We start from the raw sequence: 18,388 nt of genomic DNA on the forward strand, positions 1-18,388 counted from the left end.
CGTGAGGATCAGCCTGCGGGGTAGCGCTCCGCGAGCTGTCGCCTCGACGTGATGCCGAGCTTCCGGAACACCTTGCGTAGGTGGTAGTCGACCGTGTTCGCGCTGATGAACAGCTCGGCTCCGATCTCGGCATTCGTGCGGCCGGCCGACGCGAGCCGGGCGACCGTCGCCTCCTGCGGGGTGAGCGCGTCGGCGGTCGACTCGCCCGGCGCGTGGGCGACGACGTGCTCCCCCGTGGCCTCGAGCTCGCGACGGGCGCGTGCGGCGAACGCGGGCGCCGCGACGCGTTCGAAGATCGAGAGCGCGAGGCGCAGCTGCTCGCGGGCGTCGCGTCGACGCCGCACGCGGCGCAGCCACTCGCCGTAGACCAGGTGCCCACGCCCGAGCTCGCCCCGAGCCCCGGTCGCAGCGAGGTGCCCGATCGCCGCTCGGTAGAGGGTCTCGGCGTCGTCGTCGCTCGCGAGCAGCGCCGCGGCGCGGGCCGCGACGCCTCGGATCCACGGCGTGCCGCTCACCCCGGCGTACCGCGCGAGCCGGGCAGCCGCGTCGCGCACCGCGGGATCGTCGCCACGACCGCTGCGCGCTCCCGCCTCGACGAGCTCGGGCAGCTGCTGGTACGTGACCTGCAGGAAGTCCCGGGCGACCATCGGCGCGAGTCGGGCGTAGGCGGCATCCGCTCGCCCGTCGGCGAGGTCGCGCGTGCTGAGCCCGGTCATGGCGATCGTGTGCGCCCCGACGAATCCGCTCTCCAGCGTGCCCTGCGCGACCTGCTCGACCACTTCGACGGGCGCACCGGTCCACGCCAGCACCGCCGCGTTCACGACCTGCTCGGCGTCGTAGCCGATGGCGCGACGGAGCTCGCGCACCTCGTCGACGTAGCGGGCGGATGCCGCGGGGTCGCCGCGCACGAGCTCGATCTCGCCGAGCAGCCACAGCGTCGTGTCGAGCACACGCAGGTTGCCCGCGTCGCGGGCGGCGGCCGCAGTGCGCTCGAGCAGGTCGACGCAGGCCTGTTCGTCCCAGAGCCCCATCGTCAACGCGATGCCGAAGTACCCGAGGTCGAGCAGCTGGTCGTCGGCGGAGGCGAGCAGCATGTCGACGGCCTCGCGCATGGGCGGCACGGCCTCCTCGTACGGCAACAGGATGTGCGCCGCGAGCCCGCGCAACGCGATCGATCTCGGGCCATCGACGACCCCGGCGCCGGCCGCGAGCCGTTCGCCGAGTTCGGACAACGTGGCCCCTCTGACCGCCCATTCGGCGGTCAGCTCGACCTCGAACGCCCGCACGAGGGCACGCTGCTCGAGTTCGGGTGCCAGACCGTGGAAGAGCTCGGCGGCACGGAGCAGGTTCGCCGTGCCGCCCAGCACCCCGTCTGCGTCGGCGACGAACAATGCGAGCATCGAACGAAGCATGAGCAGGCGGCCCTCGGTGACCGGGTCGGCGGTCGCCTGGTCGATGCGGTCGAGGAGCTCGAGCGCGAGCTGGGCGGCACCGGCCGATGCCGCGGCCTCGGCCGCAGCCATGAGCCTGGCGTCGCGAAGGGGGCCGGGCGTCGTGAGGTCGGCGGCCCCGGTGAGCAGTCGCGCGCGCGAGGCGGTGCCGCCGCGGCCGCCCGCGGCATCCGCTGCCCGTTCCATGCGGTCGGCCACCTCGTCGTCGACACCCGCCACGGCCGCCGCCGCGTGCCAGACCGCGAGGTCGGGGCGACCGTGCTCGTCGGCGACTTCGCGCAGCACCGCGTGCACCTCGCGCCGCTCGGCGGCGGGCATCGCGTTGTAGACCGCGGCGCGCACGAGCGGGTGCCTGAACCGCACGCGTTCCCGCACCGACGCGAGTCCCGCCCGCTCGGCCGGCGCCGCGGCATCCGCCGGCGAGCCGAGGCGTTCGGCCGCCTCGTCGATGAGTTCGGCCCGACCGGTGGATTCGGCCGCCGCGATGCCGAGCCAGCGACGGGTCTCCGCCGGCAGCGCCTCGACCGCGCGCAGGTACGTGGACTCGAGCCGAAGGCCGATCGGCACCGGCCCGAGCCCCAGCGACGAGTCGGTGAGCTGCTGCGCGGTGAACTCGGTCGCCAGGTCGATGAGGGCGAGCGGGTTGCCACCGGTCTCCTCGGCGAACCGCGTCGCGACGAACGGATCGACCGGTTCGGCCGCCGAGCGATTGAGCAGCTGCACCGCGTCGTGTCCGTCGAGGCCGCCGAGCTCGAGCACGGCCACGCCCGCCGCCGTGACCTCGACCCGGCCGTCGGGACGCGACGCCAGCAGCAGCGCGACCGACTCCGCCTCGAGCCGGCGACCCACGAACGCGAGCACCTCGAGCGACTCCGCGTCGACGAGGTGCGCATCGTCGATCACGCAGACCAGCGGCTGTCGCTCGGCTGCGGCCGCGAGCAGCGACAGCATGCCGAGCCCCACGAGGTAGCGGTCGGGCGGCGGGCCGTCGTCGACGCCCGCGGCGATGCGCAGGGCTGCGGCCTGGCGGGGCGGAAGGCTCACCACGAGGTCGGTGAACGGGGCGCCGAGCCGCTGCAGCGCGGCATAGGGCATCGCCTGCTCGGCCTCGAAGCCGTGCGCGCGCACGACGCGGACTCCGACGACCTCGCGCGTGGCCGCCTCGAGCAGCGCCGTCTTGCCGATGCCCGGCTCACCGCGGATCAGCAGCGCCGACCCTCGCCCGTTGCGCGCCGAGCCGACCAGCTCGGCGAGACGCTCACGCTCGCCGGCACGGCCGAGGAGCGCGGGCGGTGGCGTGTCGATGCTGCCCACCGTAGTGGAGCGCTCTCACGGAGCGCCACGGCGGATTCGGCGGACGTCCCGAATGTCACCGGATGCCGCGAACACGCCGTCGTGCACGGGCGGCGCGCCGCGGCATCCGTCGCTCATCGCGACATTTCGGAGACCGGCTACAGCGCCCCGGTCGCCGGCGTCTCGCGCACGACGCCGGCGCTCTCGAACACCAGCAGGCGGTCGGCGAGCTTGTCGACGAAGAAGCGGTCGTGCGACACGACGATGACGGCGCCCGGGAAGTGCGTGAGCGCGCGCTCCATGACCTGGGTCGACGTGATGTCGAGGTGGTTGGTCGGCTCGTCGAGCACGATGACGGCCGCGCCGGAGAGCAGGCACTGCGCGATCGCGACGCGCGCCCGCTGCCCGCCCGAGAGGGTGCCGATCTTCTGCTGCAGGTCGGCCTCGGAGAACTGCAGCATCGCGAGGAAGCGGTTCACCGACTTCTTCGTCGCGGTGAAGGCGAGCGAGTCGGGGTAGGCGTTCACGGCATGGCCGACGGTGTCGGTGAGATCCAGCTCGGCGTAGACCCGGTTGTACGAGACGTACCTGGCGCCCTTCGCCCAGCGCACGCTGCCGGCATCCGCCTCGGTCTCCTCCGTGAGCACGTCGAGCAGCGTCGACTTGCCCGAGCCGTTCGAGCCGAGCACGGCCACGCGGTCGCCGCGCTTCAGGTCGAACGAGACGTTCTCGAAGAGCGGCGCGCCGCCGAACCCCTTGGTGAGGTTCGTCACCGTGAGCAGGTCGTTGCTGACCCGCAGGCCGTCGTAGATGCCCGTGATGATCTGGTCGATCGGGCGCGGCGCCTGGCGCTTCTTGATGTCGGCGAGGCGGCGCGCGACCGCGTTGGCCGGGTTGCGGGCGGCCTCGCGCCGGGCCGCCGAGGCGGCCTGCTCGTAGGCGAGCAGCTCCTCCTCATGGGCGAACTGCTTCTCGAGCATCTTCAGCCGCGACTGCTTGGCGTGCACGTAGGCCGAGTAGTCGCCCTCGTACTCCTGGAGGCGGTAGTTCTCGATCTCGATGATGCGGTCGACCACGCCGTCGAGGAACTGCCGGTCGTGGCTCACCACGAGCACGGCGCCCGCGAAGCCCTGCAGCCAGTTCTCGATCCACTTGACGCCGTCGAGGTCGAGGAAGTTGGTGGGCTCGTCGAGCAGCAGCACGTCGGGCGCCTGCACCAGGATCTGCGCGAGCGCGGCCCGGTTGCGCCATCCGCCCGACAGCCGCTCGACCGGCAGCGCGCGACGCTCGTCGTCGAAGCCGAGCCGCGTGAGCACGGTGTCGATGGTGGTCTCGTAGGTCCAGCCGCCGATGTGGTCCATGCGCTCGAACAGCTCGCCCTGCTCGGTCAGCAGCCGCGTCATCTCGTCGTCGGACATGGGCTCGGCGAGCGCCAGGCCGATCTCGTCGATGCGGGCCTGCGTCTCGTGCACGTCGGCGAAGTGCCCGCTCAGGATCTGCTGCACGCTCTGCTCGCCGTCGAGCTCGGAGAACTGCGAGAAGTACCCGATGGTCGTGCCGAGCGTGACGTCGCGCGTGCCGCTCGTGGGTTCGCGGCGACCGAGCACGACCTCGAGCAGGCTCGACTTGCCGGTGCCGTTCTTGCCGATCAGGCCGACCCGGTCGCCCTGCTTGAGCTTCAGGAACGCCTCCTTCAGCACGGGTCGTCCGTCGAACTCGATGGCGACGTCGTTCAGGCGGATCAGGCTCACGGGGGTCCTCTCGACTGGCACGTTCGAGGGCAGCCGAGCGGATGCCGCGTGCCGGAACTGCTGGCTGACACAGCGTACGCGGCTCCGACCGTGGGTTCGCCGCGGGTTAGCCCATGGGTCCGCGCGCGAGTTCGCGCCTTGGCCCGCCCGTGGCCTCGTCGAGCCCACCCGTGACGATGTCGGATGCCGCGAGTAACGTGTGCGCGGGATGAGAGGGGCTCCACCGATGACCGACGCCACGACCGCACTCGAAGCACTCCGTTCGCGCCTCACGGGCAGGCTGCTGCTCCCAGACGACGCCGACTACGACGCCGCACGGTCGCCGTGGAACCTCGCGGTGGAGCAACGGCCGGCCGCGGTCGCCTTCCCGGCCGACGTCGCCGACGTGCAGGCGATCGTCCTCGCCGCCGCCGAGGCCGGGCTGGGCGTGACGACCCAGCCGAACGGACACGGCGCCGCAGGCGACCTCGACGGCGTGGTGCTCGTGCGCCCGACGGCGTTCGACGAGGTCTCGGTCGACGTGCCGGCACGGGTGCTCCGCGTCGGAGCCGGCGTCAACTGGGGCGCCGCGCTGCAGGCGCTCGAGGGCTCCGGCCTCATCGGCCTGGCGGGCTCGAACCCCGAGGTCAACGTCGTGGGTCTCGCGATCAACGGCGGGCACTCGATGTTCAGCCGGCTCCACGGCCTCACCGCCCGGTCGATCGCGGCCCTCGAACTGGTCGACGCGTCGGGCGCCGTGCGCCGTGTCACTGGCCTCGACGACGACGACGAACAGGGCCGCGAGCTGATCTGGGCGCTGCGCGGCGGCGGCGCAGCCGGCTTCGGCGTCATCACCGCGATCGAGCTCGAACTGTTCCCCGGCGAGGCGCTGTTCGGCGGCGGCCTCGTGTTCGACGCGGAGCACGCGAAGCTCGTCATCGCGGCGGCGCTCGCGCTCGGCCGCGACGTGCCCGACCTGGGGCTCGACGTCGGCATGATGCAGTTCCCCGACCTGCCGGTCATGCCGCCGCACCTGCGCGGCCGCACGGTCGCCACGGTGAGCCTCGTGCACGTCGGCGACGAAGCGACAGGGCGCGGCTACGCCGACCGAGTGCTGGCCGTCGCCGAACCCATCGCGAACGCCCTCACCCCGTTCACGATCGGCGAGCTCGCGGCGGTCGCGGCCGAACCCACCGACCCCATGCCGACGGCCGACTTCGGGGCGTCGCTCGGCAGCGACGACGACGCCTTCGTCGCCGAGTTCGTCGAGGCGTTCCTGGCCGGAGCCTCGCACGGACTCACGCGCGCGGGCATGCGCCCCGTGGGCGGGGCGACGGCCGACGCGCTGGGCGCCGACCTCGCGGCGGTCGGGGCGGTCTCGGCCCCGCTCGTGCTGAACACCGGCGTGCTGCTCGCCGGCCCCGGCGTCGACCCCGAGGCGGCGCTGCAGCCGCTCCGCGACCTCGCGGCCAGGCACCCGGGCGGCGGGGGCATCCCGTCGATGCTCGGCCCGGGCCCGCTCGCGCTCGCCTACCGCCCGGAGGCACTCGAACGCCTGGCGGCCGTGAAGGGCAGCGTCGACCCCGGCGGCCTCTTCCGCGGCAACCGGGCGATCTCGGGTTGACCGGCGTGCACTACCTCGATCGGGCGACCGCGCGACGCGTTGCGGTGCACGCCCAGCTGCTCACCGCCGAGCGTCCGGTCGAGCTGGTGGGCATAGTGCGCCACCTCACCCTGCTGCAGGTCGACCCGACCGCCGCGGTCGCGCCGAACGCCGACCTCGTCGCGTGGAGCCGGCTCGGTTCGACGTACTCGCCCGCCGACCTGGTGCAGGCGGTCGAGCGCGACCGCACGCTGTTCGAGTTCGACGCGCTCGTGCGACCGATCGAAGACCTGCCGCTCTTCCGGGCCGAGATGGCCGAGTGGCCGACGTGGCCCAGGGCCCGCGACTGGCTCGAGCAGAACGCGGCGTTCCGGCGCGACATCCTGAACCGATTCGAGGACTCGCCCGAGCCGCTCGCCTCGCGCGACCTCGACGACACCAGCGCGGTGCCGTGGCAGTCGACCGGGTGGACCGGCGACCGCAACGTGAGCCGCATGCTCGAATGCCTCGCCATGCAGGGCGAGATCGCGATCTGGGGTCGGCGCGGGCGCGAACGGCTCTTCACGATCGCCGGCCGGATCCATCCGTCGTTCGACGAGCCGCCGGTGCTCACGCTCGAGCAGGCGACCTCCGAGCGCAACGGCCGACGGCTCACCGCGCTCGGCATCGCGAGGGCGAAGTCCACGAAGATGCCGCTCGAACCCGTCGACGTCGGGGCGGCCGGCGAGCCCGCCGAGGTCGAGGGCGTGCCAGGCGAGTGGCGGGTCGACCCCGCCGCGCTCGACGCGGTGCGAGCGGGCTTCAGCGGCCGCACCGCCCTGCTCTCCCCGTTCGACCGCCTGGTCTACGACCGCGTGAAGACGCAGCAGCTCTTCGACTTCGAGTACACGCTCGAGATGTACAAGCCCGAGGCGAAGCGCCGGTGGGGGTACTTCGCGCTGCCGATCCTGCACGGCGACCGGCTCGTGGGCAAGCTCGACGCCCGCGCCGACCGCAAGGCCGGCACGTTCACCGTGCACGCCCTCCATGAAGACGAGCCGTTCGATCGCCCGACGCGCGCCGCCGTCGACGCCGAGATCCGCGACCTGGCCGAGTGGCTGCAGCTCGAGCTCCGCCTGGGGTCGGGCGGCTCGCAGTGGTGAAGGGCGGCGTCGACCCCGACGGCCTCTTCCGCGGAAACCGGGCGATCACTCGCTGAGCTCGGGCCGCACCCGGCGTGAGCGGGTCACCGGTCGAATTCGCGCCCGTGCACCTCGGTCACGACGATGCGCACCCAGCGATCCTTCTCTTCGGGCGCCCACGGGGCGATGCCGAGTCTTTCGGCCTCGGCGATGTCCTGTGCATGGTCGAACTCGTGCGCGGCGCCCTTGGCGACCACGCTGAACGCCGTCGTGTCGTCGTAGCCGTCGACCTGGAACGCGACCCGGTCGTGGATCGTGAGCTCGAGCAGCTTCGTGCCGGCCGACGTGCGGAACACGATCGTCTCCCCATCGACCTTGTGGTTCACGGGGAAGATATCGACGTCACCGCCCGCCGCGGCGGCGACCCGGCCGAACGGGGCCGCGGCGATACGGCGCCAGCATTCGGCAGCGTCGAGGTGACGGGTGGGAGTGCGATCTTCGGCGGTGTCGCTCATGCTCCGAGGCTAATCCTGCAGGTGCCGGTCGGCACGGGATTCCGAGCATCCTCACGGCCCCCACGGGCATGGCGGAGGCGTCGCAGGGAACTCAGGCCTCGTCGAGGAACGCGATCGCGCCGTGGCGGAACTCCCGCGAGACCGGCGCGTTGAAGTGGTGTCGCCTCGGCAGCTCGAGGAAGGTGCTGCCCGGGGTCGCCGCGGCGAGCATCCGCGAACGCTCGAGGATCGCGTCTTCGGTGCCCGTGGCGAAGAGCACGGGCTGTCGGGGCGGGTTGGCGACATCGGGATCGGCATCGCCCAGTCGCATGCCCTCGGCGAGGGCGATGAGCGCACCGAGGTCGTTGCCCGGCACGCGCTCGGTGAGCATCACGTAGTTGCGCGTGACCGGGTCGTCGACGTGCGTGCCGTGCTCGAGGTAGGCGCGGGCCTGGTCGATCTGCAGTCGGGCGAGCGGGCGCCCGTCGGGGATCCCGCCGAGCACCGCCCGATCGACCCGCTCCGGATGCGCCACCGCGACCTGCCAGCCGACGCGTGCGCCGAGCGAGTACCCGACGTAGTGCACGCTCTCGAGCAGGTACGTGTCGAGCACGGTCACGACGTCTTCGATGAAGAGGTCCATGGCGTAGGCGAGGTCGAGGTGCGGCTTGTCGCTCGCCCCGTGGCCGCGCTGGTCGATCGCGAGCACGCGGTACCCGGCGCGCGTGAGATCGCGCACCCAGCCCGTGATCACCCAGTTGTCGCGCGCGTTCGACGCGAACCCGTGCACGAGCAGCACGGTCGACGCGTCGTCGTCGCCCCACGTGTACGTCGCGATGCGGCGCCCGTTCGTGCTCATCACGAACTGCGGCGACGGCATGTCGGTCATGCCGGGGATGTCGGGGCTCATGCTGCCATCATGCCGCGCCGCGCCGCATCCGATCAGTCGAGGTGGAAGATCTCGGGGATCTCCATCCACCGCTCGCCCTCGGCGCGCTCGGCGAACGGCCGCTGCAGCGGCTCGCACACCGACCACCAGCGCTGCGTCTCGGGGTCGGCCGCGATGGCGGCCATGTCGGCCTCGAGGTCGTCGCCGTGGTACTCCATGTAGGCGAAGAGCACCTCGCCGTGCCGGTAGATCGAGTAGTTGCGGATGTTGCTCGCGGTGAGGCGCTCGAGCACGGCCGGCCAGACGTCGGCGTGCAGGCGCTCGTACTCCTCCCGGTTCTCGGCGGGCATGCCGATGACCGAGGCGAGGCGCTTCACGAGCGGGCTCCGGCCGGGCGCGGGCGCAGGTGCGAGACGCCGCCGTCGACGTCGAGCGCGGTGCCCGTGGTCGACACCGCGAGCGGGCTCGCGAGGTACGCGATGGCCGCCGCCACCTCGACGGGCTCGACCATGCGGCCGGTGGCCTGGCGCGCGTCGAGGGCCGCTCGTTCGGCGACGGGGTCGGCGAAGCCGGCCAGCATCCGCTCGACGAAGGGGGTGTACACGGTGCCCGGGCACACGCAGTTGACGCGCACGCCCTCGGCGACGTGGTCGGTCGCCATCGCGTAGGTGAGCGCGAGCACGGCGCCCTTCGAGGCCGAGTAGAGCGCGCGCTGCGGCAGGCCGTTGAGGGCGGCGATCGAGCAGACGTTGACGACGGATGCCGCGTTCGACCGTCGCAGCCACGGCAGCGCGCTGCTCGTGACCCGGGCCATGCCGATGACGTTGACGTCGAGCACGCGAGCCCACTCGGCGTCGTCGTTCTCCTCGACGGTGCCGACGGCGCTGATGCCCGCGTTGTTCACGACGATGTCGATGCCGCCGAAGCGGTCGGCGACCGAGGCGACCGCGGCCTCGATCGAGGCGCGGTCGGTGACGTCGGCGACGAAGCCGGTGAGCCCGGCCCCGACGGTGCGCTCGGGGTCGCGCGCGTCGGGGGCGTCGAGCCCGTCGAGCGCGCGGTCGAGCACGGCGACCGTCGCGCCGCGGGCGGCGAGGGTCCGCGCGGTCGCGAGGCCGATGCCCGAGGCCCCGCCCGTGACGATCGCGACGAGTCCGTCGAACTCGCCGGTGGCCGAGCCCGCGCTGCCGCGGCCGGCGCCGGCCGCGCCGCTCATGCCTGCACCAGCTTCTGGGTCGCGCGGCCGAGGCCGTCGATCTCGAGGTCGACCACGTCGCCGGCGCGAAGGTAGGGGTTGCCATCGAGGCCGAGCGCGACGCCCGCCGGGGTGCCGGTGTTGATGAGGTCGCCCGGGCGGAGCACCATGAACTGGCTGAGGTACCAGATGACGTGCGCGACCGAGAAGAGCATGTTCTCGGTCGACCCGTTCTGCCGCTCGACGCCGTTCACCGAGAGGCGCAGCCCGAGCGCCTGCGGGTCGGGCACATCGGCGGCCGGCACGAGCACGGGCCCGAGCGGGTTGAAGGTCTCGCAGCTCTTGCCCTTGTCCCACTGGCCGCCGCGCTCGAGCTGGAACTCGCGCTCCGACACGTCGTGCGACACGGCGTAGCCGGCGACGTGCGCGAGCGCCTCGTCGGGCGAGGCGAGGTAACGGGCGGTGCTGCCGATGACGACGCCGAGCTCGACCTCCCAGTCGGTCTTCACCGATCCCCGCGGAATGAGCACGTCGTCGAACGGGCCGACCACCGTCGACGGGTCCTTCATGAAGACCACGGGCTCGGCGGGCAGCGCGGCACCCGTCTCCTCGGCGTGGTCGCGGTAGTTGAGGCCGATGCAGACGACCTTGCCGGGCGCGGGGATCGGGGCGCCGATCCGGAGGCCGGCGACCTCGGCGGCGTCGAGCTCGGGCAGCTCGCCGAGCGCCGACTCGATGCGGGCGATGCCGTCGGCGGCGAGGAACGCACCGTCGAAGTCGGCCGTGATCGGGCGGGCGTCGAGCGTGCGGTCGCCGACGCGCACGACGGGGATCTCGGTGCCGGCGTCGCCGAGCCTGGCGAGGGTGAACTGGGTCATGGGATGCCTTTCGATCTGGGAAGTGCGGTGCTGAGGTCGAGCGGGAGTGGGCCGGGGCGCCGTCAGGCCCGGTCGTCGAGCGAGTAGAAGCGGCTTGCGGTGCCCGAGAGGATGTCGGCGCGTTCCGCGTCGCCGAGCTCGCCGAAGAGGGCAGAGATGCCCTGCCACACGCGCGTGTAGCCGCCGGCGATGAGCGACACGGGCCAGTCGCCGCCGTACATGAGGCGGTCGGCGCCGAACACGGCGAGCGCATGCTCGAACACGGGGCGCACGGTGTCGACGGTCCAGCTCGCGGGGTCGCCGACGCCCGAGTAGAGGCCCGAGAGCTTGGCGTGCACGCGCGGGTTCTCGGCGACCTCGGCGATGAGCGAGGTCCACGGCTGCCAGGCGCCCGTGCCGAACGCGTCGTCGGCGCCGATCGGCGGCTTGTTGAGGTGGTCGATCACGATGTCGAGCTCCGGATGCCGCGCCGAGATCTCGAGCACGGCCTCGAGGTGCTCGGGCAGCACGCCGACCACGTCGAACGGCACACCCTCGGCGGCGAGCAGGCCGAGCGTCTCGTCGACGTCGGGGCGCCGCAGCCAGCGCGGATCGGGCCGGTCGTGGATGAGGTTGCGCACGCCGCAGAACCGCGGCCGTTGCTGCAGTTCGGCGAGGCGTTCGGCGGCACGCGCAGGTTCGTGCAGCGGCACGTACCCGACGACCCCCCGCACGACGGGCGCGTCGGTGGCGTCGAACCGCGCGGCGACCTCGAACATGTGGTCGGTGTCGTCGTCGTTGTCGGCCGACTGCACGAGCACCGTGCCCGTGACGCCCGCGGCGGCGAATTCGGGCAGCACCTCGTCCATCTCGATCGTGCGGTGCAGCACCCCCGCCGCGGGCGTGAGCCACGCGTACTCGGCGCGCTCCAGGTTCCAGACGTGCTGGTGGCTGTCGATGATGCCGGTCATGCTCGCTCCTGTCGGGCGTGCCGCGCAGCGGGGCGCGGGCGGGTCATTGATCTGACGAATTCGCGGGGCGAACGCCGGCAGTCGCCTAGGCTGTGCCCATGACGAGCGAGACCGCGGCGCAGGACGGCGCCATCGAGGCATCCGACAGCGTGGATTCCGACCCCGCCGACACGCCGTCGCGCTCGCGAGCCCAGGTCGTGATCGACGGGATCCGTCAGATGATCACGAGCGGTGAGCTCACCGCAGGGTCGCGCCTGCCGATCGAGCGCGAGCTCGGCGCACGCCTCGGCGTCTCGCGCGGGCCGCTGCGCGAGGGCGTGCGGGCGCTCGTCATCCTGGGCATTCTCGAGACCCGTCAGGGCGACGGCACCTACGTGACCTCGCTCGACCCGGCGCGCCTGTTCGAGCCGCTCGGCATGCTCGCCGAGCTCCAGAGCCCCGAGAACAGCGTGCACCTGCTCGGCGTGCGCCGCGTGCTCGAGCCCGAGGCCGCCGCCCACGCCGCGCTGCGCATCACCGACGACGAACTCGCCGCCGCCCGCAGCGTGCTCGACAACGGCGAGGCGCTGCTCGGCGACGACGACGTCGACCTCGAGGGCACGATCGACGTCGACACCGAGTTCCACCGCATCATCGCCACGGCGAGCGGCAACCCCGCGTTCGCGGCCATCATCGACGCCCTCGTGAGCCGCACCGCCCGCGCCCGCATGTGGCGCGCCATCCACCAGCACGACGCGGTGCAGTCGACCCAGCGCGAGCACCGTGCGATCCTCGCCGCGCTCGAGGCCCGGGACCCCGACCGGGCGCGCATCCGCATGCAGGTGCACGTGCTGGGCGTCGAGGAGTTCACGGCGAGCCAGTTCGACGGCGGGGCCGACGAGGCCGCCGACGGCGCGCCCGCGGCATCCGGAGCCTGACGACACCGCGCGCACCGTCCGCTCAGGCATCGCGCAGCAGGCCGCGTTCGACGAGGGCCGCCCAGAGCGCGTCGGGCACGTCGACGGCCCGGCGTTCGAGGGTCTGCTCGACCTGTTCGGCCGTGCGCATGCCGACGACGACCGACACGACCGACGGATGCCGCAGCGCGAACGCGAGCGCGGCCTCGGGCAGGGACACGCCGAACTCCTCGCAGATGTCGGCGATGGCGTTCGCGCGCGCGATGACCTCGGCCGGCGCCTGCAGGTAGTCGTAGCGCGCGTCGACCGGCGGCCGGTCGCGCGAGAGCAGGCCGGAGTTGTAGACGCCCGCCGCGACGATGCCGACGCCGCGTTCGGCGGCCGCAGGCAGCAGGTCGTCGAGCGCACCCTGCTCGAGCAGCGTGTAGCGGCCGGCGAGCATGACGAGGTCGATGTCGTGGCTGAGCACGAACTCGGTCGGCATGGCCGACTGGTTCATGCCGGTACCGACGGCCGACACGACGCCCTCGTCGCGGAGCTCGATGAGCGCCGGGATCGCGGTGGCGTGCGCCTCGGGCCCGTAGGCGTCGGGGTCGTGCAGGTAGGCGATGTCGATGCGGTCGAGGCCGAGCCGCTCGAGGCTCTCGTCGATCGAGCGGCGGATGCCGTCGCGGCTGAGGTCGTACTGCCGCCGCTCGCTCGCGGGCACGTCGAAGCCCTCGTCGTCGCGAGCGACGCCGTCCCACCCGTCGTTCGGCACGATGAGGCGGCCGACCTTGGTCGAGACCACGAACTCGTCGCGCGGGTGGGCCGCCAGCGCGGCGCCGAGGCGACGCTCCGACAGGCCGAGTCCGTAGTGCGGGGCGGTGTCGAAGTACCGGATGCCGCGGTCGTACGCCGCGGCGACGGCGCCCGCCGCCTCGTCGTCGGTGGTCGCACGGGCCAGGTTGCCCAGCTGCGCCGCCCCGAATCCGAGTCCGGTCAGCGAAAGTCCGGATCGCAGCGTGCGACTCTCCATCGAGTTCCTCCAGGCGTCTGTGCTTCGACGCGTGACGGCGTCGATGAAAGGTTAGACGATTTCGAATGATCTCGCCATCTGTCTGCCATACTGAACGGGATACGGGGTGATTGATCTGCTCAATACGCCCGAATTCCCTCTGGAGGATCAATGCTGACCGCCGCGTACACGGGCGACCGAACCATCACCATCACCGAGGCCGCAGCCGTGCCGCCCGCCCCCGGCCAGGTGCGCATCCGCGTCGCCTACGTCGGCCTCTGCGGCACCGACCTGCACATCCTGCACGGCAGCATGGACGCCCGCGTGCAGATGCCGCTCGTGTTCGGCCACGAGATGAGCGGCACCGTCGACGCGCTCGGCGAGGGCGTCGACGGCTGGGCGGTCGGGCAGGCCGTCACGGTCATGCCGCTCGCGTGGGACGGCACGTGCCCCGCCTGCCTCGCGGGCAACGAGCACATCTGCCAGAACCTCGACTTCATCGGCATCGACTCCCCCGGCGCCCTCCAGGCGTTCTGGAACGTGCCGGCCGACGTGCTCGTCGGGCTGCCCGACGGCATCGCGCTCGACGCCGCCGCGCTCGTCGAACCCGTCGCCGTCGCCGTGCACGACGTGCGCCGCGCCGAGATCACGGGCGGCGAGCAGGCCGTCGTGATCGGCGGCGGCCCCATCGGCGTGCTCATCGCGACCGTCGCCCGAGCCTTCGGAGCCGAGGTCGCCGTCATCGAGCTCGACGCCAACCGCCGCGCGCAGATCGAGGGGCTCGGCTTCACGACCATCAACCCTCGCGAGACCGACCAGGTCGCCTGGGTCGAGCAGTGGACGGGCGGCGCGGGCGCCGACGTCGTGTTCGAGGTGTCGGGCGCAGCCCAGGCCGTGCTCGGTGCGACCTCGCTCGCGAAGGTGCGCGGCACGCTCGTCGTCGTCGCGATCCACCCCACCCCCCGCGAGATCGACCTCCAGCGGGTGTTCTGGCGGGAGCTGCGCATCCTCGGCGCGCGCGTTTACCAGCGCACCGACTTCGAGCGCGCGGTCGAGCTCGTCGCCGACGGCACCATCCCGGCCGACGTGCTCATCACGGGCATCGTGCCGCTCGCCGAGACGCGCGCCGCGTTCGACGACCTCGAGGCGGGCCGCGCCATGAAGGTGCTCGTCGACGTGCGGGCCGGGCAACCCGGCGCGGACGCGGTGACGGATGCCGCGGCATCCGTCACGGGAACGCAGGCGGTCTCCGCATGAGCGTCTCGTTCGACCTCACCGGCACCACCGCCGTCGTCACCGGCGCGAAGCGCGGCATCGGCTTCGCGATGGCCGAGGCCCTCGCCGCCGCGGGCGCCGACATCATCGGCGTGAGCGCGACGCTCGAACCCGAGGGCAGCGCGATCGCCGCGGCCGTCGAAGCCCACGGGCGCCGCTTCGAGGCCCGCACCGTCGACTTCGCCGACCGGGAGGCCGTCGTCGCGCTCGGCGACGAGCTGCGCGCCCGCGACGTCGACATCCTCGTGAACAACGCCGGCACCATCGAACGGGCGCCCGCCGCGGAGCATCCGCTCGACTGGTGGGACCGCGTCGTCGAGATCAACCTGTCGAGCCAGTTCGTGCTCACCCAGGCCGTCGGCAACGGCATGCTCGAACGCGGGCACGGCAAGGTGATCTTCACCGCGAGCCTGCTGAGCTTCCAGGGCGGCATCAACGTGCCCGGCTACGCCGCCGCGAAGTCGGGCATCGCAGGGCTCGTGAAGGCGCTCGCCAACGAGTGGACCTCGCGCGGCGTGACCGTGAACGCCATCGCGCCCGGCTACATCGCGACCGACAACACCGCGAACCTCCGCGCCGACGCCGACCGGTCGCAGGCGATCCTCGGCCGCATCCCGGCCGGTCGCTGGGGTCGCCCCGACGACCTCGCCGGGGCGACCGTGTTCCTCGCGGCGCCCGCATCCGACTACGTGTCGGGCGTCATCCTGCCCGTCGACGGGGGCTGGCTCGGGCGCTGAGCCCGTCCGCTGGCGCCCCCGACCGGCTCGAGCGGACGCGAATGGTCGCTTCACGGACTCATGAGCGACCATTCGCGTCCGCGCAGCACCCGCCCGGGCTGCGCACACGCTCCGCCCGGCCGTGGTGTCAGGCGAGCTGCAGCACCCCGTCGACGCGACGCGGGATCCCACGGAAGTCGTCGCGCAGCTCGGCGGGCAGCACGGACTCGGGCGCGTCCTGATAGGCGAGCGGCCGCAGGAACCGGCGGATGGCGCTCACGCCGACCGACGTGTGCTGCGAGTTCGTGGCCGGCCACGGTCCGCCGTGGTGCTGCGCCCACGAGACGCGCACGCCTGTCGGGTAGCCGTCGAAGACCAGCCGACCGACGCGCGGCGCGAGCCTCGCGACCAGCGCGTTCACCGCATCGGCCTCGGCGGGCTCGCTGTGCACGGTCGCGGTGAGCGAGTCGGGCACGGCGTCGAGCGCGACGAAGATGTCGGCATCCGTGTCGTAGCGCGCGACGACGACGAGCGGCCCGAACGCCTCCTCGGCGACCTCGGCCGTGATGTCGCGGGCGGCGACCCCGAGCACGGTGGGTGCGGCCGTGAAGCCCGCAGCAGTGAAACCCGCGGCGGCACCTGCGGCATCCGCGCCCGAGCCGCCCCGGGCGAGCAGCTCGACGGCCCCGTCGGCGACGAGCCGGTCGCGGATCTCGTCGAACGAGGTCGCGATGCGCGCGTTGAGCAGCACGGATGCCGCGGCATCCGTCGTCCGTTCGACCAGGTGTGCGACGAGCGCATCGCCGTCGGCGCCGTTCGGCACGAACGCGATGCCGGGCTTGGTGCAGAACTGGCCGCTGCCGAGCGTGAAGGAGCCGAACAGCCCGTCGGCGATCTCGCCGCCCCTCGCGGCTGCGGCGCCGGGCGTGATGACGAGCGGGTTCAGGCTCGACAGTTCGCCGTAGAAGGGGATGGGCTCGTCGCGGCGTGCGATGAGGTCCATCAGCGCCTGCCCGCCGCCGAGCGATCCGGTGAAGCCGACGGCGCGCACGAGCGGGTGCGAGACGAGCGCCCCGCCTGCGCCCGTGCCGTAGACGATGCCGAGCACCCCGTCGGGGGCACCGTACGCCGACGCGGCGGCCGAGAGCACGGCGAACGAGCGCGCGGAGGTCTCGAGGTGGGAGGAGTGCGCCTTCAGCACGACGGGGTTGCCGCCCGCGAGGGCCGACGCCGTGTCGCCCCCGGCCACCGAGAACGCGAACGGGAAGTTGCTCGACCCGAAGACGGCGACCGGGCCGATGGGCACGAGCAGGCGCCGGATCTCGGGTGCCGGGCCGAGCGCGGTCTGCCCGCCGTGGTCGATCGCCGCCTCGAGGTAGCCGCCCTCGCGCACCGCCTCCGCGAACAGGCGGAACTGGAACGCGGCACGCGAGACCTCGCCGTCGAGCCGGGCCGGGCCGAGTCCGGTCTCGCGGTCGGCGACCTCGACGAGGGCGGCACGGTCGGCGTCGAGCGCGTCGGCGAGCGCGTCGAGCAGGCCCGCGCGCCAGCCGCGATCGCGGGTCGCGAGCTCGTCGAACGCTGCCTGCGCGGCCCGCACGACGGCGTCGGTCTGCTCGGGAGCGGTCGCGTCGAGCACGGTGTCGGTGACGGTGCCGGTGCGGGGGTCGGTGGTGGTGAGCATGGGGTCTCCGAGGTCGGTGGTGGGCGAGGTCGGCGCGCTCAGCGCAGCAGGCCGCGCGCGGCGAGGGATCGGTAGAGGGCGTCGATGCCGAAGGTCCACGGCTCCGCCGCATCGGTCGGGCGCACGCGGTTGACGAGTGCGCCGAGGCGGGGCTCCGCGATGCGCACGAGGTCGCCGTCGTGGTGGGTGAACCCGCGACCGGGCACGTCGCGGTCGTCGACCGGGGCGAACATCGTGCCGAGGTAGAGCACGAAGCCGTCGGGGTACCCGTGGTGGGCGCCGACGACCTGGGCGACGAGGTCGGCCGGGTCGCGGCTGATGCGGGCGAGCTCGCTCGTGCCGTCGAGACGGTAGCCGTCGGCGCCGTCGATCGTCAGCGAGACGACCGAGGCGCGCAGGTCGTCGAGCGTGTAGGCGTCGTCGAACAGCCGGATGAACGGGCCGACCGAGGCTGACGCGTTGTTGTCCTTCGCCTTGCCGAGCAGCAGCGCGCTGCGGCCCTCGACGTCGCGCAGGTTCACGTCGTTGCCGAGGCTCGCACCCACGATCCGCGCGTCGGAGCTCACGACGAGCACGACCTCGGGCTCGGGGTTGTTCCACTTCGAGGCCGGATGCACGCCGACGTCGACGTTCGTGCCGACGGTGGCGAGCACGGGCGCCTTCGTGAACACCTCGGCGTCGGGGCCGATGCCCACCTCGAGGTACTGGCTCCACCAGCCGCGTTCGAGCAGCAGGTCCTTGAGGGCGGATGCCTCGGGCGAGCCCGGCTTCAGGTCGTCGAGCGAGCCGCCGATCGTGCCGAGGATCTCGGCGCGGATCGTGGCCGCCGCGTCCTGGTCGCCGCGCGCACGCTCCTCGATGACGCGCTCGAGCATCGACACCGGGAACGTGACGCCGGCGGCCTTGACCACGTGCAGGTCGATCGGCGAGAGCAGCCACGGGCGCGCATCGTCGCGCGTCTCGGGCGGCGTGTTCGCGAGGAGCTCGTCGAGCGTGCCGATCACCGGCCCGTCGGCTGCGGCGAGCGCTGCGACCGGATCGGCGTGCTCGGTGAGCGCCCGAACGGTCGGGAACGTGCGGGAGACGTCGACGGCGCCCTCGGGGCGGAGCACGACGACGACAGGGCCCTCGCGCGTCCAGGCGCGGCCCACGAGGGTCGCGCGGTCGGCATCGACGGGAAGGATGTCGCGGGGCGCTGGCCAGGTCATGATGCGGT

At 72.9% G+C, this 18,388-nt stretch carries 16 protein-coding genes; 5 read left to right on the forward strand and 11 right to left on the reverse strand.

Features of this window, described 5'->3' with window-relative positions; translation table 11 throughout:
• Window positions 1-8 precede the first annotated feature (8 nt).
• The gene (locus ACFVS8_RS12305) at window positions 9-2,765 is read right to left on the reverse strand and encodes an AAA family ATPase (RefSeq protein ID WP_387062322.1); all 2,757 of its coding nucleotides are present in this window, start codon (window positions 2,763-2,765) and stop codon (window positions 9-11) included.
• A 137-nt stretch (window positions 2,766-2,902) separates the two neighbouring features.
• A complete protein-coding gene (locus tag ACFVS8_RS12310) occupies window positions 2,903-4,495 on the reverse strand; it encodes an ABC-F family ATP-binding cassette domain-containing protein (RefSeq protein ID WP_387062325.1) in 1,593 nt (530 codons plus the stop codon).
• A 226-nt stretch (window positions 4,496-4,721) separates the two neighbouring features.
• Here ACFVS8_RS12310 and ACFVS8_RS12315 point away from each other — a divergent pair, with 226 nt between their 5' ends.
• Window positions 4,722-6,098 (forward strand): FAD-binding oxidoreductase, encoded by a 1,377-nt coding sequence (locus tag ACFVS8_RS12315; protein WP_387062328.1) that lies wholly within the window; start codon window positions 4,722-4,724, stop codon window positions 6,096-6,098.
• 5 nt (window positions 6,099-6,103) lie between these two features.
• Window positions 6,104-7,219, forward strand: a complete 1,116-nt coding sequence (locus ACFVS8_RS12320; RefSeq protein WP_387062618.1) for a DNA glycosylase AlkZ-like family protein — start codon at window positions 6,104-6,106, stop codon at window positions 7,217-7,219.
• Between the two features lie 83 nt (window positions 7,220-7,302).
• Here ACFVS8_RS12320 and ACFVS8_RS12325 read toward each other — a convergent pair whose 3' ends face one another.
• From ACFVS8_RS12325 to ACFVS8_RS12350, 6 genes are all read right to left on the reverse strand, one after another.
• On the reverse strand, window positions 7,303-7,713 hold the full coding sequence (locus tag ACFVS8_RS12325) for a pyridoxamine 5'-phosphate oxidase family protein (RefSeq protein ID WP_387062331.1): 411 nt from the start codon (window positions 7,711-7,713) through the stop codon (window positions 7,303-7,305).
• Window positions 7,714-7,804: 91 nt separating this feature from the next.
• Window positions 7,805-8,602, reverse strand: a complete 798-nt coding sequence (locus ACFVS8_RS12330) for an alpha/beta fold hydrolase (protein ID WP_387062333.1) — start codon at window positions 8,600-8,602, stop codon at window positions 7,805-7,807.
• Between the two features lie 32 nt (window positions 8,603-8,634).
• Window positions 8,635-8,958, reverse strand: a complete 324-nt coding sequence (locus ACFVS8_RS12335) for an L-rhamnose mutarotase (RefSeq protein ID WP_387062336.1) — start codon at window positions 8,956-8,958, stop codon at window positions 8,635-8,637.
• Window positions 8,955-9,797 (reverse strand): SDR family NAD(P)-dependent oxidoreductase, encoded by an 843-nt coding sequence (locus tag ACFVS8_RS12340; protein ID WP_387062338.1) that lies wholly within the window; start codon window positions 9,795-9,797, stop codon window positions 8,955-8,957. The genes ACFVS8_RS12335 and ACFVS8_RS12340 overlap by 4 nt, the downstream gene beginning before the upstream one ends.
• Window positions 9,794-10,654, reverse strand: coding sequence for a fumarylacetoacetate hydrolase family protein (locus ACFVS8_RS12345; protein ID WP_387062340.1), 861 nt, complete (start codon window positions 10,652-10,654; stop codon window positions 9,794-9,796). The genes ACFVS8_RS12340 and ACFVS8_RS12345 overlap by 4 nt, the downstream gene beginning before the upstream one ends.
• Before the next feature lie 62 nt (window positions 10,655-10,716).
• Window positions 10,717-11,604: an amidohydrolase family protein gene (locus tag ACFVS8_RS12350; RefSeq protein WP_387062343.1), complete on the reverse strand. Its 888-nt coding sequence runs from the start codon at window positions 11,602-11,604 to the stop codon at window positions 10,717-10,719.
• 98 nt (window positions 11,605-11,702) lie between these two features.
• On the opposite strand from ACFVS8_RS12350, the gene ACFVS8_RS12355 reads away from it, so the two are divergent.
• The gene (locus ACFVS8_RS12355) at window positions 11,703-12,521 is read left to right on the forward strand and encodes a FadR/GntR family transcriptional regulator (RefSeq protein WP_387062346.1); all 819 of its coding nucleotides are present in this window, start codon (window positions 11,703-11,705) and stop codon (window positions 12,519-12,521) included.
• Window positions 12,522-12,543: 22 nt separating this feature from the next.
• Here the strand turns inward: ACFVS8_RS12355 and ACFVS8_RS12360 are convergent, their stop codons facing one another.
• Complete coding sequence (locus ACFVS8_RS12360; protein WP_387062349.1) at window positions 12,544-13,518, reverse strand: aldo/keto reductase; 975 nt, start codon at window positions 13,516-13,518, stop codon at window positions 12,544-12,546.
• Window positions 13,519-13,668: 150 nt separating this feature from the next.
• Between ACFVS8_RS12360 and ACFVS8_RS12365 the strand changes: the two genes are divergently transcribed.
• A complete protein-coding gene (locus ACFVS8_RS12365; RefSeq protein WP_387062352.1) occupies window positions 13,669-14,754 on the forward strand; it encodes a zinc-binding dehydrogenase in 1,086 nt (361 codons plus the stop codon).
• On the forward strand, window positions 14,751-15,509 hold the full coding sequence (locus tag ACFVS8_RS12370; RefSeq protein WP_387062354.1) for an SDR family oxidoreductase: 759 nt from the start codon (window positions 14,751-14,753) through the stop codon (window positions 15,507-15,509). Before ACFVS8_RS12365 ends, ACFVS8_RS12370 begins: the two co-directional genes overlap by 4 nt.
• Before the next feature lie 127 nt (window positions 15,510-15,636).
• Here the strand turns inward: ACFVS8_RS12370 and ACFVS8_RS12375 are convergent, their stop codons facing one another.
• Together ACFVS8_RS12375 and ACFVS8_RS12380 are read right to left on the reverse strand one after the other, a co-directional pair.
• Window positions 15,637-17,172 (reverse strand): aldehyde dehydrogenase (NADP(+)), encoded by a 1,536-nt coding sequence (locus ACFVS8_RS12375; RefSeq protein ID WP_387062357.1) that lies wholly within the window; start codon window positions 17,170-17,172, stop codon window positions 15,637-15,639.
• A gap of 38 nt (window positions 17,173-17,210) precedes the next feature.
• Window positions 17,211-18,380 (reverse strand): fumarylacetoacetate hydrolase family protein, encoded by a 1,170-nt coding sequence (locus ACFVS8_RS12380; protein WP_387062360.1) that lies wholly within the window; start codon window positions 18,378-18,380, stop codon window positions 17,211-17,213.
• Window positions 18,381-18,388 lie beyond the last annotated feature (8 nt).

The organism is Agromyces sp. NPDC058110, from assembly GCF_042884735.1.
GTDB lineage: Bacteria > Actinomycetota > Actinomycetes > Actinomycetales > Microbacteriaceae > Agromyces.

What these genes read in the sequence shown, in the direction of transcription:
- ACFVS8_RS12315 (WP_387062328.1), top strand. Translation starts at nt 4,722, where the DNA reads ATGACCGACGCCACGACCGCACTCGAAGCACTCCGTTCGCGCCTCACG.
- ACFVS8_RS12325 (WP_387062331.1), bottom strand. Translation starts at nt 7,713, where the DNA reads ATGAGCGACACCGCCGAAGATCGCACTCCCACCCGTCACCTCGACGCT.
- ACFVS8_RS12330 (WP_387062333.1), bottom strand. Translation starts at nt 8,602, where the DNA reads ATGAGCCCCGACATCCCCGGCATGACCGACATGCCGTCGCCGCAGTTC.
- ACFVS8_RS12340 (WP_387062338.1), bottom strand. Translation starts at nt 9,797, where the DNA reads ATGAGCGGCGCGGCCGGCGCCGGCCGCGGCAGCGCGGGCTCGGCCACC.
- ACFVS8_RS12345 (WP_387062340.1), bottom strand. Translation starts at nt 10,654, where the DNA reads ATGACCCAGTTCACCCTCGCCAGGCTCGGCGACGCCGGCACCGAGATC.
- ACFVS8_RS12350 (WP_387062343.1), bottom strand. Translation starts at nt 11,604, where the DNA reads ATGACCGGCATCATCGACAGCCACCAGCACGTCTGGAACCTGGAGCGC.
- ACFVS8_RS12355 (WP_387062346.1), top strand. Translation starts at nt 11,703, where the DNA reads ATGACGAGCGAGACCGCGGCGCAGGACGGCGCCATCGAGGCATCCGAC.
- ACFVS8_RS12360 (WP_387062349.1), bottom strand. Translation starts at nt 13,518, where the DNA reads ATGGAGAGTCGCACGCTGCGATCCGGACTTTCGCTGACCGGACTCGGA.
- ACFVS8_RS12365 (WP_387062352.1), top strand. Translation starts at nt 13,669, where the DNA reads ATGCTGACCGCCGCGTACACGGGCGACCGAACCATCACCATCACCGAG.
- ACFVS8_RS12370 (WP_387062354.1), top strand. Translation starts at nt 14,751, where the DNA reads ATGAGCGTCTCGTTCGACCTCACCGGCACCACCGCCGTCGTCACCGGC.
- ACFVS8_RS12375 (WP_387062357.1), bottom strand. Translation starts at nt 17,172, where the DNA reads ATGCTCACCACCACCGACCCCCGCACCGGCACCGTCACCGACACCGTG.
- ACFVS8_RS12380 (WP_387062360.1), bottom strand. Translation starts at nt 18,380, where the DNA reads ATGACCTGGCCAGCGCCCCGCGACATCCTTCCCGTCGATGCCGACCGC.